General features: G+C 49.9%; 18 protein-coding genes. 15 read left to right on the top strand and 3 right to left on the bottom strand.

Going from position 1 to position 16,012, the window contains the following annotated elements; translation table 11 throughout:
• Nucleotides 1–8: 8 nt before the first annotated feature.
• A complete protein-coding gene (locus ACFOLF_RS05515; protein WP_210041599.1) occupies nt 9–725 on the top strand; it encodes a response regulator transcription factor in 717 nt (238 codons plus the stop codon).
• 3 nt (nt 726–728) lie between these two features.
• Nucleotides 729–2,186 carry an ATP-binding protein gene (locus tag ACFOLF_RS05510; protein ID WP_210041597.1) on the top strand — a complete coding sequence of 486 codons (1,458 nt, stop codon included), beginning with the start codon at nt 729–731 and terminating at the stop codon, nt 2,184–2,186.
• Between the two features lie 154 nt (nt 2,187–2,340).
• Here ACFOLF_RS05510 and serA read toward each other — a convergent pair whose 3' ends face one another.
• On the bottom strand, nt 2,341–3,933 hold the full coding sequence (gene serA, locus ACFOLF_RS05505; RefSeq protein ID WP_210041595.1) for a phosphoglycerate dehydrogenase: 1,593 nt from the start codon (nt 3,931–3,933) through the stop codon (nt 2,341–2,343).
• 336 nt (nt 3,934–4,269) lie between these two features.
• Between serA and ACFOLF_RS05500 the strand changes: the two genes are divergently transcribed.
• Entirely contained in the window at nt 4,270–4,596 is a 327-nt protein-coding gene (locus ACFOLF_RS05500) for a rhodanese-like domain-containing protein (protein WP_210041593.1), read from the top strand.
• Between the two features lie 13 nt (nt 4,597–4,609).
• On the opposite strand, the gene ACFOLF_RS05495 is transcribed toward ACFOLF_RS05500, so the two are convergent.
• On the bottom strand, nt 4,610–5,530 hold the full coding sequence (locus tag ACFOLF_RS05495; protein WP_210041591.1) for a hypothetical protein: 921 nt from the start codon (nt 5,528–5,530) through the stop codon (nt 4,610–4,612).
• Nucleotides 5,531–5,631: 101 nt separating this feature from the next.
• Here ACFOLF_RS05495 and ACFOLF_RS05490 point away from each other — a divergent pair, with 101 nt between their 5' ends.
• Both ACFOLF_RS05490 and ACFOLF_RS05485 read left to right on the top strand, forming a co-directional pair.
• Nucleotides 5,632–6,225: a CPBP family intramembrane glutamic endopeptidase gene (locus ACFOLF_RS05490; RefSeq protein ID WP_210041589.1), complete on the top strand. Its 594-nt coding sequence runs from the start codon at nt 5,632–5,634 to the stop codon at nt 6,223–6,225.
• Nucleotides 6,226–6,493: 268 nt separating this feature from the next.
• Nucleotides 6,494–7,351, top strand: a complete 858-nt coding sequence (locus ACFOLF_RS05485; RefSeq protein ID WP_210041587.1) for a metallophosphoesterase — start codon at nt 6,494–6,496, stop codon at nt 7,349–7,351.
• On the opposite strand, the gene ACFOLF_RS05480 is transcribed toward ACFOLF_RS05485, so the two are convergent.
• Nucleotides 7,302–8,255 (bottom strand): polysaccharide deacetylase family protein, encoded by a 954-nt coding sequence (locus ACFOLF_RS05480; protein ID WP_379114575.1) that lies wholly within the window; start codon nt 8,253–8,255, stop codon nt 7,302–7,304. The two genes, ACFOLF_RS05485 and ACFOLF_RS05480, sit on opposite strands and share 50 nt — an antisense overlap.
• 270 nt (nt 8,256–8,525) lie before the next feature.
• On the opposite strand from ACFOLF_RS05480, the gene ACFOLF_RS05475 reads away from it, so the two are divergent.
• From ACFOLF_RS05475 to ACFOLF_RS05430, 10 genes are all read left to right on the top strand, one after another.
• A complete protein-coding gene (locus tag ACFOLF_RS05475; protein ID WP_210041572.1) occupies nt 8,526–8,831 on the top strand; it encodes a hypothetical protein in 306 nt (101 codons plus the stop codon).
• 247 nt (nt 8,832–9,078) lie between these two features.
• Nucleotides 9,079–9,687 (top strand): genetic competence negative regulator, encoded by a 609-nt coding sequence (locus ACFOLF_RS05470; protein WP_210041571.1) that lies wholly within the window; start codon nt 9,079–9,081, stop codon nt 9,685–9,687.
• 135 nt (nt 9,688–9,822) lie between these two features.
• Complete coding sequence (locus ACFOLF_RS05465; RefSeq protein WP_210041568.1) at nt 9,823–11,079, top strand: Glu/Leu/Phe/Val family dehydrogenase; 1,257 nt, start codon at nt 9,823–9,825, stop codon at nt 11,077–11,079.
• 37 nt (nt 11,080–11,116) lie between these two features.
• On the top strand, nt 11,117–11,812 hold the full coding sequence (prsW, locus tag ACFOLF_RS05460; RefSeq protein WP_210041566.1) for a glutamic-type intramembrane protease PrsW: 696 nt from the start codon (nt 11,117–11,119) through the stop codon (nt 11,810–11,812).
• Between the two features lie 76 nt (nt 11,813–11,888).
• Nucleotides 11,889–12,044: a hypothetical protein gene (locus ACFOLF_RS05455; protein WP_210041559.1), complete on the top strand. Its 156-nt coding sequence runs from the start codon at nt 11,889–11,891 to the stop codon at nt 12,042–12,044.
• Between the two features lie 116 nt (nt 12,045–12,160).
• Complete coding sequence (gene ypeB, locus ACFOLF_RS05450) at nt 12,161–13,495, top strand: germination protein YpeB (protein WP_210041557.1); 1,335 nt, start codon at nt 12,161–12,163, stop codon at nt 13,493–13,495.
• Between the two features lie 104 nt (nt 13,496–13,599).
• Nucleotides 13,600–14,253, top strand: a complete 654-nt coding sequence (locus tag ACFOLF_RS05445; protein WP_210041548.1) for a flagellar brake protein — start codon at nt 13,600–13,602, stop codon at nt 14,251–14,253.
• A 110-nt stretch (nt 14,254–14,363) separates the two neighbouring features.
• Entirely contained in the window at nt 14,364–14,567 is a 204-nt protein-coding gene (locus ACFOLF_RS05440) for a hypothetical protein (protein ID WP_210041541.1), read from the top strand.
• Nucleotides 14,568–14,700: 133 nt separating this feature from the next.
• Complete coding sequence (cmk, locus tag ACFOLF_RS05435) at nt 14,701–15,402, top strand: (d)CMP kinase (protein WP_379114576.1); 702 nt, start codon at nt 14,701–14,703, stop codon at nt 15,400–15,402.
• 3 nt (nt 15,403–15,405) lie between these two features.
• Nucleotides 15,406–15,984, top strand: coding sequence for a lysophospholipid acyltransferase family protein (locus ACFOLF_RS05430; RefSeq protein ID WP_210041537.1), 579 nt, complete (start codon nt 15,406–15,408; stop codon nt 15,982–15,984).
• Nucleotides 15,985–16,012: the final 28 nt, after the last annotated feature.

Raw genomic sequence — 16,012 nt, 5'->3', positions numbered from 1 at the left:
TGATTCGGATGTCCGAAGAACTGCATCGCATTCTGGTCGTGGATGACGAAGAACGGATCCGTCGTTTGCTCAAAATGTATTTGGAAAAAGAGGGGTATTCCATCGAGGAGGCAGAGGACGGGGAGAGCGCTCTGCGCTTGGCGACAGCCAGCGACTTTGACTTGATTCTGCTGGATGTCATGCTGCCCGGCATCGATGGCATAGAGGTATGTACAAGGCTGCGTCAGGTGAAGGCGACGCCTGTTATTATGCTGACGGCTAAAGGCGAGGAAATGAACCGGGTTCAGGGATTCGAGGTGGGGGCTGACGATTATGTGGTCAAGCCTTTTAGTCCGCGCGAGGTGATCTATCGGGTCAAAGCAATTCTGCGCCGCTCGTCCGCGACAGCGTTCCTGACGAAGGAAACCATCACAACCAACAATATCGTATTTCCTCACCTGATTATCGAGCATGACGCTCATCGGGTCATGGCAGGCGGCCAGGAAGTAAGCCTGACTCCCAAGGAGTATGAGCTTCTTCATTATCTGGCAACGTCGCCAGATAAGGTGTTCTCCCGCGAGGAGCTGCTCAAGGACGTCTGGAATTATGAATTTTTCGGCGACCTGCGCACCGTTGATACGCATGTGAAGCGCCTCCGCGAGAAGCTTAACAAGGTATCGCCGGAAGCTGCTTCGATGATTACAACGGTATGGGGCGTAGGATACAAGCTTGAGGTTTCCAAATAATCGATGAAGCTATTGCGAAGCGTCGTCGGCAAGCTCTGGATTACCATCATCGGCCTGGTCGCCGTCGTCCTGCTCATTCTGGGGATGTTCCTCCTTCAGTATATCGACATTACGTTTGATCCGGGCAGCTCGCATCATGTTAAAGTGCTGTTCGTGTATACCGCGATAATCGGCTTCCTGCTTTCAACTTTTTTTGCTTTTTTCCTATCCACGAAGATTACCCAACCTCTGCTGCAGCTGAAGAAAGCGGCCGATCTTATTTCGCAGGGGGAATACCGCACACGCGTTCCAATCCGCTCTTCGGATGAAATCGGGGATCTGGCCAATACCTTTAATCACATGGCAGCAGATCTGGATACGCTAATCCGGGATTTGAACCACGAGAAGGAGCATCTCTCAAGCGTGCTCAGGAGTATGGCAGATGCCGTTATTACGTTGGATGCACAGGGACAAGTGATTCTGGCCAATCCCGGCGGACAGCATGTAATCGAGAATTGGAGCAGTCTGATCTGGAATGAGGATGATACTTCCTCAGGCTCAGCCCCTCGAATACGTCCCGGTATCCCGGTGCCGGGTCCCATCTCGGAGCTGTACAAGCGTGTGCTGCGCGAAGGCAGAGATTTGACGGATAAGATTCATGTGCAGAGCGGCGTTTGGTCAGTCGTAATGGCGCCGCTCAAATCCAATGACTCTGTACGCGGCGCGGTGGCTGTAATGCGGAACGTGACAGAGGAATCGAAGCTGGAGAAGCTTCGCCGTGACTTTGTCGCTAATGTGTCGCATGAAATCCGGACTCCGCTGTCCATGCTGCAGGGATACAGCGAAGCGCTGATTGATGATATCGCCGCTTCGCCCGAGGAACGGATGGAGCTGGTTCAGGTAATTCATGACGAGTCCTTGCGAATGAGCAGGCTGGTCAAGGATCTACTGGATCTGGCCAGAATGGAGGCCGGTCACATCGAGATGAAAAATGAGCAGGTTGATCTCGAAGGATTGGTCAAGCGTGTTCATCGCAAATTTCAGGTTTATGCCAAGGAACAGGGCATTACGCTGCAGAGCGAGCTTCCTCCGGGAACGGGACTGACAATTCGTGGAGCGGACGAGGACCGGCTGGAGCAGGTGCTGACCAATCTTCTCGACAATGCGCTTCGCCATACTCCGGGCGGGGCTCAGATCAAGCTGGCGGCCCGCTATGTTACGAAGGACCGCAAGAGCTTTGTCGAGCTGAAGATACAGGATGAGGGGCAGGGGATATCTGCGGATGATCTGCCTTATATCTTCGAGCGCTTCTATAAAGCCGACAAAGCGCGCACGCGCGGAGCATCCTCGGGAGGTACCGGACTTGGACTTGCGATTGTGAAGAACATCGTCGACTCCCATCACGGACGAATTGATGTCGAAAGCGTTGTTGGAGAAGGCACCACCTTTACGCTGCTGCTTCCTGTCGAAGGAATAACATAATTGACAAGGCACTCCTGACAGGGGTGCTTTTTTTGTTGAAGCAGGCCGACTAATCTTGTTGTTCGTGAAACATCAAAAAAAACGCCCCCGCGAAGGAGCGCTTTTGTCAGAGAATGTTTTAAACTGTTGTACCCCGCCAAGAAGAAGGAGCTGCCTAGTACAAAATAATTTCTTTCGCATTATTCAAATCAGGCAGCTCGGCGATCTGGGAAAGAACATCCTTTGGAACGCCTTTATCCACAGATAGAACCATGATCGCTGCGCCGCCGACAATTTTCCGTCCGACCTGCATCGTCGCAATATTGACGTCGTTGGTGCCGAGCAGTGTGCCGACACGGCCGATGATACCTGGCTTATCATTATGCGATACGAGAATGAGATTGCCTCCTGGAGCGACATCGACCGGGAATTTGTCGATTTGCACGATACGTGGTCCATATCCGGTGAGCAAGGTGCCTGCTACAAGGCGTTCTTCCTGCTTCGAGCGCAGGGTTACCGTAACCAGATTCGTAAAGTCACGCGATGTATGGGATTTCTGAATAATAATGTTAACGCTGCGTTCTTTGGCCAAATGCATGGAGTTGACAACATTGACCATCTCAGAGCCCAGATGATGCGAGAGCACGCCGCGCACAATATAGCGGGTCAGCGGCTGGGTATCGACTTCGGCCAGCTCTCCGGCAAAATTGACCGTGATTTCCTGAATTGCACCTTCAGTCAGTTGAGCGGCAAAGCTGCCAAGCTTCTCGCCCAGGTTGAAGTACGGCTGAAGAATATTCAACACATTGGCTGGGATTGGCGGCATATTGACTGCGTTCATAAACGGCTTGTCACGCAGAATGTTCAGTACCTGCTCCGAGACGTCAATCGCAACATTCTCCTGGGCCTCTACTGTTGAAGCGCCGAGATGAGGCGTTACGATGATTTTGGGATTGGACAGGAAAGGGTGATCGGCAGCAGGCGGCTCGGATTCGAACACGTCGAACGCTGCGCCGGCTACAATGCCTTGATCTACGGCTTCAACGAGTGCAAGCTCGTCAATGATGCCGCCGCGCGCGCAGTTGATAATACGCATGCCTTTCTTCATCACTTCGAATTGCGCCTTGCCAATCATGTGGCGCGTTTCCGGCGTAAGCGGTGTATGAACGGTCATGAAATCGGCATTCCGGATTATATCATCAACCGATGATAGACGGATACCGAGCTTCTCCGCACGCTCCTCAGTCAGGAACGGGTCATAACCCCATATCTCCATTCCGAATGCTTTGGCACGCTTGGCGACTTCACTGCCGATCCGGCCCATGCCCAATACACCCAGAGTTTTGTTGCGGAGCTCAACGCCGAGGAAAGATTTGCGGTCCCATTCGCCGCCTACCGTTTTCAGGTAAGCCTGCGGGATGTGACGGGCAACGGCCATCATCATGGCGAAGGTATGCTCGCAGGTCGTGATTGTGTTTCCGTCCGGCGCGTTTATAACAATAATACCGCGTTGCGTTGCGGCTTCCAGATCGATGTTGTCGACTCCGACGCCTGCGCGGCCAACTACCTTCAGCAATTTGCCCGCTGCCATAATACGCGCGGTTACGCGGGTCTGGCTGCGAACGAGCAGGGCATCATATTCGCCGATGACGGCAACAAGCTCGTCCTCGCTCAGTCCTGGTTTTTTGTCGACAATGACGTCTTCCGCATCCACAAGCTTCTGGATACCGAGATCGCTTATCGGGTCTGAGACTAATACTTTAAACATGTCTGATTGCCTCCTGAAAATTATTTACGCAGGTACACGCTTATGTAGAACTATAAGTAGTAAGAGCCGTTGTTTAGGTGACATCGGGCGCAGAACAAAGCTGTGCCCGGTGAATCGCCTGACGCTTTCCATCCGCGCGGGTTGAGACTCTGCACGGACCGACAAGAATTGACACGTAACCTTTACTATTCTATAGCAAGCAAGCGGATAATTGCAATGGCGAAACTTGCTCAATTGTGAAAATTTCGTTATGATCGACCTTGAAAAGAGCATGCTTCCCAAGGGCGTTTTTGGGCTTACCGGACATGCATGCAAATAACGCCGAGGAGCACACAGATGGAGCAATGGAATGATATCGAGCCGGGAAAGTTTTTGCAGCTTGCGGCCGGGGGGAATCTTGATTCCGATCAAATTATTGACGTTCGGGAGCAGCAGGAATGGGATTATTATCATCTGGATTCCTCATTGCTGATACCAATGAATACAATTCCTCACAGGCTTGCGGAAATTCCCGCGGGCAAAGCGGTATATATTATCTGCGCTCATGGGGTCAGAAGTGCAGGAGTCTGCCGGTATTTAACAGAGAAAGGCTACAGCAGCCTCCACAACGTTGTTGGGGGAATGGCGGCTGTAGCCTCTCTTCAAGGCTTCCAATATGACTAAGTAAGCATTTGCATTATTCCGGATAGAAAAACGGCAGCTGCGGCAGCAGCTCCTTGGGATAAAGCAGCGGCTTGCTGTCATCGAAGTCTCCGGGACGGACGGCCTCTGTGCTGATCAGTAAATCAATGACGGACCCGAGCGTTTTCATGCCCATCTTGGCGGCTTGCCCGGATCCGATGAATTGATCCACGCGCGCTGTCAAATCCTGAGGATAATAGGAAACAACCAGCATACGCGCCTTGAACTGCTCAGCTATTAATTTGTTCTTCACGACAAGCGGGAGCGATTTCCACTTGCTGAGCTCCAGTACCGAAGTTGCTGCATACTGGTCGGGAATATCCGGATTAACGGAGCTGCTCCATTTCATCATGGCATAATAATAATTCTGCTGGCCGGTTAAAGCTTGTTTGACACCTTCCAGGTAATAAGCGTCCTTCTCCAGGCCTTGCACCAGATTGGCCGATGACATATCTCTGGCAGAGCCTGCACCGCGCTGCGCGGCTTCTCCAAACAGTTTAAGACCCTTTAGGAGCTGCAGCTGGGATTGTTCGAGAAGAGGAGAGGTGGCCGGCACGGATGCAAGCTTGGCTTCATCGTATTTTTGCCTGGCTGAGCTGGCCAATTCTTTCAAAGCGGAACCGGAATCCGACAGCTGTTGGGTGGACATTTTATGTAAGGTTTGAGTCCATTCGTTTTGAAATTCACGATAGGGTAAAAATACGGTATGATAGAAGGAGACCAGATCTTGCTGCTGGTACGCGGTTACACTGTTGCTCTTGCCTCCGCTCAAATGCCTGGTCTGCTCAATGAGCTTCGCTTCGGTCTGGTCGGATCCGATCTTTACACCATAAAAAAAAGCGCCGACAGCACAAACCAGCATAAACAGGAAACCGAGGCTAAACAGCATTTCAGTTCGTGTTAATCGTTTCTCCATGATAATCCCCTTCGTTCTTCTGATCTAATTCGATTGTCCTAATCAGTATAGGTTAAATAGGTAGAAAAGGAAATATGAACCTTCATGTCAGGCGGTTAACAATGAAAAAATTCGACATCCGTAAAATCCGCTTTAAAAAAGTCACGATTGATCAAATTGATGACCGTCTGCTGCTGATTAATTTATATGCCACGCAAGCCGTTACTTTTATTATCGGTTTGATCTGGATTTTATTTCAGCATCGAAATCCATTTTTATTGTATGCTCTCCCGAGTGGCTGGAAATTCCTTCTGTGGGGTCTTGGTTTGGCTGCTGCGGTCATCGCTGTAGACCTTCTTGTATCCCGTTTTGTCCCTGAGGAAGCGGGGGACGACGGAGGAGTCAACGACCGGATTTTTAAAAACAGGCCGATCTGGCATATCGTCGTTCTGTCTTTGATTGTGTCTATTTGTGAGGAAACCTTGTTTCGGGGAGCCATCCAGCATAATCTGGGTCCTTACTGGACGAGTATCGTGTTTGCCGCGATCCATGTCCGTTATTTGAGACATTGGATTCCGACTGGTCTGGTCTTCTCCATCAGTTATGCATTAGGCTGGATTTACATACAGACAGGGTCGTTATGGGCCCCGATCATCGCCCATTTTGTTATTGATATGGTGATGGGTTTCGTTATTCGTTTTCGGAGGGAAACATGAGCAGAGTTCTAAAATACGGAAGAGGGCGGAGGATTGAGCCTGAATCCCGGGTGAAGAAAAGGAACAGGAGCGCATCTGAAACGCGTCCGGAAGGTAACGTCCTGTCCTCAAGGGTCCTGAAGCATCCCTCAAACAAACTAAAGATCGCCAAATGGTATTACCGGTTGCTTATTATGCTGTTTATGATTCTCGTGATCGGACTTGTAATCTGGGGAAAAAAACTGTCCGGAATATAACCGGCTATGCAAGTATGGGAGGCGGTTCGTCGATGATAGGGTGGCTGCTTGCTCTGGGGATCGCCGCTATAGGTCTTATTGTTTATATGATTAGTGAAGCCTACCGCTACCAGCTTGATCAGCATGTGATTTCGCTTGACAGGCTGCCGGATGCTTTTGACGGTACGCGGCTATTGTTTATTAGCGACATTCATAGAAGAGTAATTCCGGTTAAGGTGATAGAGCGGTGCATCGGGGAAGGGGGAGCCGATCTTGTTCTGATTGGGGGCGATCTTCGGGAGAAGGGCGTTCCTCTTGAACGGGTGCGCGGCAATTTGCGGAAGCTTGCTTCCATCGCTCCGGTTTATTTTATTTATGGCAATCATGATCATGATGAGGATATCCGCCCGTTTGAGGTAATGCTGCAGGAAGAAAGAATCCATATGCTGGTTAATGAGTCCGTGATTCTGGAGCAAAAGGATGGGAGCCGTATCCGCCTGGCGGGCGTGGACGATCCCCGCACCAACAGGGATAAGCTGTCCCTGGCTTTGAGTGAGCCGGAAGACGGGCATCGTTTGTTCACGCTTCTGCTTGCGCATGACCCCATTATTGCCGGACGGCTGCTTTCCGATATGCCGGTTGATCTTATACTAAGCGGCCACACACATGGGGGGCAGATCGTCCTGCCTCTTCTTGGACCCGTGCTGAGGACCCAATCTCTGAAGCATTATGGACGCGGGTGGTTTAAGCTGCCGGCAATCCAGACAGCAGAGATGGTATCTCCCCTGCTGTTCGTAAGCTGCGGATTTGGCACATCCAAATTCCCGCTCAGGCTGCTGGCACCCGCACAGCTGCATTTTCTTACTTTGAAGTCTGATCGAGACCCAGGTCTATCGTCTGAGGATCAATAAATCCGTAGCCCTTCTCTTCGAGCCTGGTCAATAGCGTGTCCAGTGCTTCAACCGTCCAGGGAAGCTCATGCATCAGAATATTAGCGCCGGGGTGGAGCTGCTCCAGCACGTTTTTTATGACGAGATCAGGCTGCTCCTTTGTGCTTTTCGTGTCCCAATCCAGAGAACCGTTTGACCAGGTCGTATAGAGCATGCCTTTTTTGTTGACAATGCTTCGGACCTTGTCTCCTCCCGAACCAAAAGGCGGGCGAAAGAATACAGGCTCAAAGCCTAAGGTTTCCTTCACAATGTTCTGAACATCCCCAACCTGCTTTTCAATTGCAGCAACTGATTCTTTTTTCAAATCGATGTGATCCCAGGAGTGATTGCCGATCGTCTGTCCGCGGTCGGCTATTTTTTTAAGCAGTTCGGGATGTTTCTTCACGCGGTAGCCATTAACGAAGAAAATTGCCTTCGCTTTATGCTTATCCAGCGTATCCAGCAAGCCGCTAATCATTTTATCCTCTTTGGGCCCGTCATCGAAGGTGAGAAGAACAACCTTGTCGGCCGTTTCTTTGGAGATCGGTTCAAATCGGTAAGCCTTGCTCATTTTGTAGAGTTTTTCCTTGACCGGCGCATCTTCCGGTTTCTGGGCTGCTGTACCCGTTGAATTGTCTTCGCTCCCGCTGCTGACAGCAGGCTCTGTTCCCGCAGTTTGATCGGATTGGGGATCTGCAGGCTCTGCGGCCGGCTGCGCCGGACCTTCACTAGCTGGGGCATCCTTATTGGAAGGAGCCGTATTTGGCGCAGGCGCAATTGTCTGATTGCCTGCTTCATTATTATGAGGCTGAGCCGCGCATCCTGAAAGCAGCAGGAAGCCTAGCGACAGCTTAAGCATGATGGTAGATTTATGTAGTCCTGGCATAGTTATGCCTCCTAAAGTCATTTTGATTTGTCCGGCTTACTAAGACTTGCCGGATATGTATAGTCTAATCCTCTTTATTACTCTAAAGTTCAACCATTGTAACATAATTATTCCTCCGGCACGCATTTTTCCGCTCTTTAATCAGCTTGCAATATTCCAGGAAAACAGGATGTTATTATGTAATCGGCATATCTTGGAGCACGGAATGACAGCAGTCCTGTTGGGTCAAACTAAGCTTGAAATCACGAAGCTTAATAAGGAGGATTACCGATGAAATGGAGCGCTTTTATGCTCGGTGGTCTTGCCGGAGCAGCAGTAGCGGTGTATGCCGCCAGAAAACGTCCGGGAATGTTTGCCTGGGCTGGCGCAGCGGCGGGCGAGGCTTGGGATGGAATGAAGGGAAGAGCGGTTAATGCGGTTCTCGACCGTAAATTCCGCTCCGACAAAGCAGATCATGACTCGAAGCATTCGGAAGGATCGGGCGACAGCTGGAATCAAATTGAGGAAATGCTGAATCAGGATCCACATGTGAAGCGGCAGGCGGAAGAGATCATGGCGGAAGCGACAAAGCATTAAAAAAAATTGAATCGTTTGATCGTCTGATTTCGTATAATAGGAGACGGTCCGGCGATTCTTTTTTTGTGTGATCTAAGTAGCATTCCAATCACAGACATGCTAACATAGTTACATAGCACGATTTAATCACCAAACAGCGCTTGCTTCATACGCTGTTTATAACCGATATTACCGCGTTTGTGCGCTTTCGAAGACGGTTTTGCTCCGCGAAAACGAAGCAGATGCTTTCGAGAAGGGGGATCCTATCATGAAAATCGAACGACTCAATCAAGACAAAATACGTATATTTCTGACGTTCGACGACCTGCTGGAGCGTGGGATCCAGAAGGAAGACATGTGGCGCGAAATACCGAAGGTGCACGAACTTTTCAGCGAGATGATGGATCAGGCCTATAACGAATTAGGTTTTGATGCGAGCGGTCCTCTTGCTGTTGAAGTATTTGCCCTCCCGGCTCAGGGTATGGTCGTCATTGTTACAAGAGGCAAGGTGAATTTCAAGCCGGAGGAACGCTCCCTCGAGGAAGACGACGGCGACGAGGATGTTTATGAGCTTGAAGTCACGCTTGAGCAAAGTGATGTTGTCATGTACGCTTTCCGGGACATCGAAGATGTGATTGCGGTTTGCAAGCAAATCAAGGCAGCCGAATTAACGGACGATGGACGTTTATATTCCTATAATGGCAAATATATGCTTGTTCTTGAATCTGAAGGTGTAGAGCTGGCGCGCTATCACGCCATTATTGCCCTCCTTGCCGAGTACGGGGAAGCAACATCCGTGACAACTGCGATTCTTGAGGAGTATGGCAAAGTGATTATGCCGGCCAAGGCTGTCGCCGAAATCTGCACTTATTTCTAAAGTGGTCATTCCTAAGCATCTGCATCCGGGGTTCAATCCCTGTGCACGGTGCTTTTTGTTTACCTGTCATGCTTGCCGCCGCATAGCCCCGACTCTAACCGCTCATATTATGGTAGAAAAGGTGGTGGCGGATTTATGAATGAATCTGTATCGAATTCAAACGATATGCTCGCATCTACCCAAGCGGTAATTAAGGATGCGCTTCGCAAGCTGGGTTATGGAGATGAAATGGTAGAGCTGCTCAAAGAACCGATGCGGCTGTTGACCGTACGCATTCCCGTCCGGATGGACAATGGCAATATGCGTATGTTTGTGGGATACCGGGCCCAGCATAATGATGCGGTCGGTCCAACAAAAGGAGGAGTCCGTTTTCATCCCGACGTGAACGAGAATGAAGTCAAAGCGCTCTCGATCTGGATGGGCTTGAAATGCGGCATTGCCGATTTGCCTTTCGGCGGAGGAAAGGGAGGCATTATCTGCGATCCCCGCAATATGTCCTTCCGGGAGCTGGAGCGGCTCAGCAGAGGATATGTCCGGGCGATCAGCCAGCTTGTGGGTCCAACCAAAGATATTCCCGCGCCCGATGTGATGACAAATTCACAAATTATGGCCTGGATGCTGGATGAATACAGCCGGATCCGCGAGTTTGATTCACCCGGTTTTATAACCGGCAAGCCTATTGTGCTTGGCGGGTCGCTGGGGCGCGAAAGCGCGACGGCGCGCGGGGTTGCGATCGTCATCGACGAGGCTCTCCGGGTAAAAGGCATTCCTCTTCCCGATGCGACGGTAGTTATTCAGGGCTTCGGAAATGCCGGAAGCTTCCTGGCAAAATTCATGCATGATGCCGGTGCCAAAGTTATAGGTATTTCCGATGTGAACGGAGCGTTGTATAATAAAGAGGGACTGGACATCGACTCTCTTCTTGACCGGCGGGATTCCTTCGGTACGGTGACCAATTTATTCCGGGATACGATATCCAATGAGGAGCTGCTTGAGCTCGAATGCGATGTTCTCGTACCCGCTGCGATAGAAAATCAGATAACGGTGAATAATGCCGACAGAATTAAAGCGAAAATCATTGTGGAAGCAGCGAATGGGCCAACAACAATGGATGCTACCCGAATTGTGACGGATCGCGGCATCCTGCTTGTTCCGGATGTGCTGGCAAGCGGCGGCGGCGTGATTGTGTCCTACTTTGAATGGGTTCAAAATAATCAGGGCTATTATTGGTCCGAAACCGAAGTGGACAGCAGGCTGCAGGAAATGATGATCCGCGGATTCAATCAAGTCTATGACCTTCATATCAGCCGCAAGGTGGATATGCGGCTGGCCGCCTATATGGTCGGGGTCCGCAAGATGGCGGAGGCCTCGCGTTATCGCGGTTGGGTGTAAGGGTTGTGCATGACACCAGGAGGTGACAGACGAGAAAATGCTGCTTTTTTCCATATTAACCGGAGCGGTTGCGCCCGGAATTTCTTTGCTCACTTACTTTTATCTGAAGGACCGGTACGATGCTGAACCGATTCATATGGTACTGCGCGTATTTCTTCTCGGTGTCGTCATCGTACTGCCTATTATGGTCATTCAACGCGGCCTGACCCTTTTGTGGGGCGACCATCCCTTCGTATTTGCCTTTGCCGTATCGGCAGGGGTGGAGGAACTGGTCAAGTGGTTCGTGCTGTATCACATCATATACAATCATACGGAATTCGATGAGCCTTATGACGGGATTGTGTATGCAGTAGCGATATCGCTTGGTTTTGCTACTGTGGAAAATGTGCTCTATGCGGTATTTCAGCCTTCTTCCATGGGCACATTGCTTATCCGTGCGCTTCTTCCTGTTTCCGGACATGCCTTGTTTGGCGTCACAATGGGATATTATTTGGGCAAAGCCAAATTTGCCGCGAAAAAATCCAGCGGCAAATTTATTATGCTTGCAGCCGCTGCGCCCATGGTGGAGCATGGCGTTTACGATTGGATTATGGGTTCCGGCTCCACCTACTGGGTATGGTTTATTGTACCGCTTATGACCTATTTGTGGATAAAGGGAATCCGGAAAATGAACCGGGCCAACGCCCGGTCACCGTTTGCCCTGCTTGGGCGGGAAGAAGAGATTAAATTGTAATTTTTTGGTCCATAATAGCATCATCAAGCGCGACTATTGTTGAAGATTGAAGCAGTATTACATTCAGGAGGAAAAAATGATTACGGCACGAGTTAAAGTGAGCATTCGCTGCAGGGTTTGCGGAGAAAAATTTGTGCTTCGCGGACGAAGAGACAAAGACCGCATCGATACAGGCTTCAAGCAGTGTCTTTGCAACAATGAGCATGATTTTGAAGTGGAAGAGGCTCTGTAAAGCCTGCGGCGGAGGAATATCCTCCGCTGCCATATGTTATTGACATGGATGTATAAAGCTCCTTCGTGCAAACCAAACTAACACCAGGTTTTGCACACGAAAGGAGCTTTTGCCTTATGTACCGTCGATTAAGCGCTGTGTTATTCCCGGTAATGACACTGTTTTTTATCGGTTCGATTTATTGGGGCTATCAGGAGCATCAAGAGAAGAATTCAGTTTTGATTAAAGCGGAGAACCAATATCAGCGGGCTTTCCATGATTTGACCTACCATGTCACGCAGCTTCATCGGGAGCTTGGCAACACGCTTGCCGTACATGCGGCATCCCAGAATTATCACCGCAAAGGGCTGGTGAACGTTTGGCGTCTGACAAGTCAGGCTCAAAGCGAAATCAATCAGCTGCCGCTTACACTGCTGCCGTTTAACAAGACAGAGGAGTTTCTCTCGAAGATCGCCAACTTCTCTTATAAAACCTCTGTGCGGGATTTAACCAAACAACCGCTGTCGACTGACGAATACAAGATGCTCAAAACACTGTATACGAACTCAGAGCAAATCTCCAATGAGCTGATCGGCGTTCAAGGCAAGGTGCTGGCGAACAGTCTGCGGTGGATGGATGTTGAAGTCGCGTTGGCCTCCGAGAAATCGACTAATGACAACACCATTATTGACGGATTCAAAACCGTGGACAAAACCGTCAGTGAATACCCGGAAATCAATTGGGGACCCTCAGTTTCCAGCATGTATCAAAAAAGATCGATTAAAATGCTTGGCGGCGATATGAAATCGGCCGAAGACATCAGGAAGCTTGCTGCCGATTTTATGAATATGCCGGATATGAGCAACATTCACGTTGTCGAAAATGGGAAAGGAACGGAATATGAGTCCTACTCCGCCACCATTGAACAGCCTAATATGGACAATCCGATACAGATGGATTTCACAAAAAAAGGCGGGCAGCTGATCTGGTTTGAGAATCCACGCACCATCGGCAAGCAGACTCTGCAGGCCGAAGAAGCCAAGACCAAGGCGACGGAGTTTTTGAAAGACCATGGCTATAAAGGCATGAAAACCGTAAATTACGACCGCTACGATACGATTGCCGTCCTAACTCTCGTCGGCACACAGGATGGAGTGCTTATCTTCCCGGAGAAGGTGACGGTTAAGGTAGCGCTGGACAATGGCGATGTGGTGGGACTTCAGGCTTCGGATTATGTGTATGAGCATCATAAGCGGACAATACCAAAACCCAAGCTGACCTTGGCTGCAGCAAGGAAGGCATTGAATCCGGATTTTCAGACGAAATCCGAACAGTTGGCCCTGATTGCGAGCGAACAGGGTGAAGAAGTGCTGTGCTACGAATTTGTCGGCAAAATCAATAATGCGATGTATCGGATGTACATTAATGCCGATACAGGTGTTGAAGAAGCAATCGAAGAAATGCCCCAATAGAAGATAGGACGTGCGACTCATGTTGCACGTCCTATCTTCTTTCATGAGGACCTCCCCTATATGGCATGGGCTATGCTATAATCGAGGAAAATGGGGGGACGATCATGCTGCCGAAAGTGAATCAATTTCTTTACCTGCAAGTGGCCTCATCCGATGAAGAAGAAGCGAATACCGAATATAAATCGAGAGTTTCCGACGAAGCAGATCATGAACTCCTTATTGATATTCCCATTCTCGAAAGTAATGGCCGGTACAAACGGCTGTTTCTGGGAGATGAGCTGTCCATCTATTTTATGACCGGCGATGGGGTTAAACATTATTTTAATTCACATGTGCTGGGATTCAAGGACGATGTGGTCAAAATGATCCGGATCGGCAAGCCGGACCCGGAGAGTATAACCAAGGTCCAGAGACGGCATTTCCTGCGGGTGTCAGCAGAGCTGGAGCTGGCAATCCAGATGTCGACTCATGTCCGTTTTATCGGGATGACGGACGATGTCGGCGGAGGAGGGATCTCCTTTCTTGCCGATGCCAAATGGCCGATTGTGGACGGTACGGATCTGGACTGCTGGCTGCTGGTGCCTTACCGAAACGGTACGATAGACCATGCCCAGTTTAAAGCGGAGGTTGTCCGCGTGAAACGCATGGAAACGGGCAAAAATCAGATTATGGCCAAATTCGCAAGCATTTCGGACGGTGACAGACAGAAGATTATTAGGTTCTGTTTTGAACGTCAACTGGATTTTCGCAAAAAATAAAATCCGACATTTTTCTTTTTTTTTGGCGCATAAGGACAAGCTTATTGGAAAAACTATCCTCACAACCCATGACTATCTATCTACCTGGCAGTCAACAAGGAGAGGCGACCATGAAGCTTCGTCAGTTATTCGCCCGCAAACGTACCAAGCGTTTGAAAGGGTTTGAAGAGTTATCCGATGATGTTACCGATGTACTGAAAAAAATTGTTATTATCCTGCTGATTCTTCTGGTTGTAAGTCAGCTTGTGCTGCAGATTCCGCAGGTTCGTTTATGGATAACAGGCGTGGATCGATTGGAGGGGACCCCCTTCTAGGCGATTCACGTTCTTTGCATCTTCAAAACTGCTGTGGTATAATTTTCACTATCGCAGGCAGAGCCTGCTTTTTTCTTGATGATCAGAGCATGGGATGAAAACCGCTAACGGCTCTCAAGGAGGTTATACACCGTTGAGCATCAATGGGGGACGCGAATGCGACCGCATTAACGTAGCGATTGACGGACCTGCAGGTGCCGGCAAAAGCACCGTTGCACGCAAGGTTGCCGAGCAGCTCGGCTATGTTTACATCGATACCGGAGCCATGTATCGTGCGGTAACGCTGGCCGCCAATCGGGCGGGAATCCATCCCGGAGAAACGGACGGGCTCAAGCAGCTGGTGAATTCGCTGAGCATCCGCCTTGCTCCGGGTGAGAACGGTCAAATGGTATTTTTGAATGAGGAAGATGTAACATCCGCTATTCGTTCACGCGAAGTAACGCTACACGTTTCACAGGTGGCTTCACATGAATCGGTTCGTATCCGGTTGGTGGAGCTGCAGCGGCAGCTTGCCGCATCAAGAGGCATTGTTATGGATGGCCGTGACATCGGCACCCATGTTCTGCCGGATGCCGAATTGAAGGTATTCTTGACCGCAAGCGTTCAAATAAGAGCGAAGCGGCGTTATGAGGAATTGAAGGATCTTGAGGGAATCTCGCTGGAACAGCTGGAAGCGGAAATTGCCAAGCGTGATCTGAGCGATGAACAGCGTGAAATTTCGCCATTGGTTTGTGCGCAGGATGCCATCAAGGTCGATAGCACTGAGCTTACTATTGACCAAGTTGTAGCACTTATTCTAGACTTAAGCCGAACCAAACTGGCGGAGGCGAAGTAAACTATGTTATATAGGGTTTGCCGCCGTGTGCTCCGCGTCCTGTATGCTGTCTTTTACCGATTTGAGGCAAGCGGGCTGGAGAATATTCCGGCTACAGGGGGCGTAATCCTTTGCTCCAATCATCTTAGTGTGCTTGATCCTCCTACAGTAGGCACAAAGCTTAACCGGAGGGTGCACTATATGGCGAAAGCGGAATTATTCCAAATTCCGTTATTCGGTCCTTTTATCCGCAAGCTTGGGGCATTTCCGGTCAAACGCGGCGGTGTCAGCAAGGATGCCATACGATCCTCCATCACCCTTTTGCAGGGAGGGGGAGTTATGGGCATTTTCCCGGAGGGAACCCGTAAGGCTGCCGCCTCCGAGATGGGGAAGAAAGGCGCCGCGATGATTGCAATGCGCAGCAAGGCAACCATTATACCGGTAGCGATTGTCGGGAATTATCGTATCTTCCGCAAGATGAAGATCCGTTTCGGCAAGCCTATTGATATTTCCGCATTCACCGAGGATCCCGCATCCGATGTTCTGGAGCAGGTCACCGAGGCCATTATGAAGCGAATTCGCGAAATGGTTGCACAAGGATAGGGTTTTGCATGTATAATTAAGTTTTAGA

Origin of the sequence: Paenibacillus sepulcri, from assembly GCF_042647105.1 — a bacterium.
Taxonomy (GTDB): domain Bacteria; phylum Bacillota; class Bacilli; order Paenibacillales; family Paenibacillaceae; genus Paenibacillus_Z; species Paenibacillus_Z sepulcri.
This window is presented reverse-complemented; position numbering and strand designations above follow the sequence as displayed.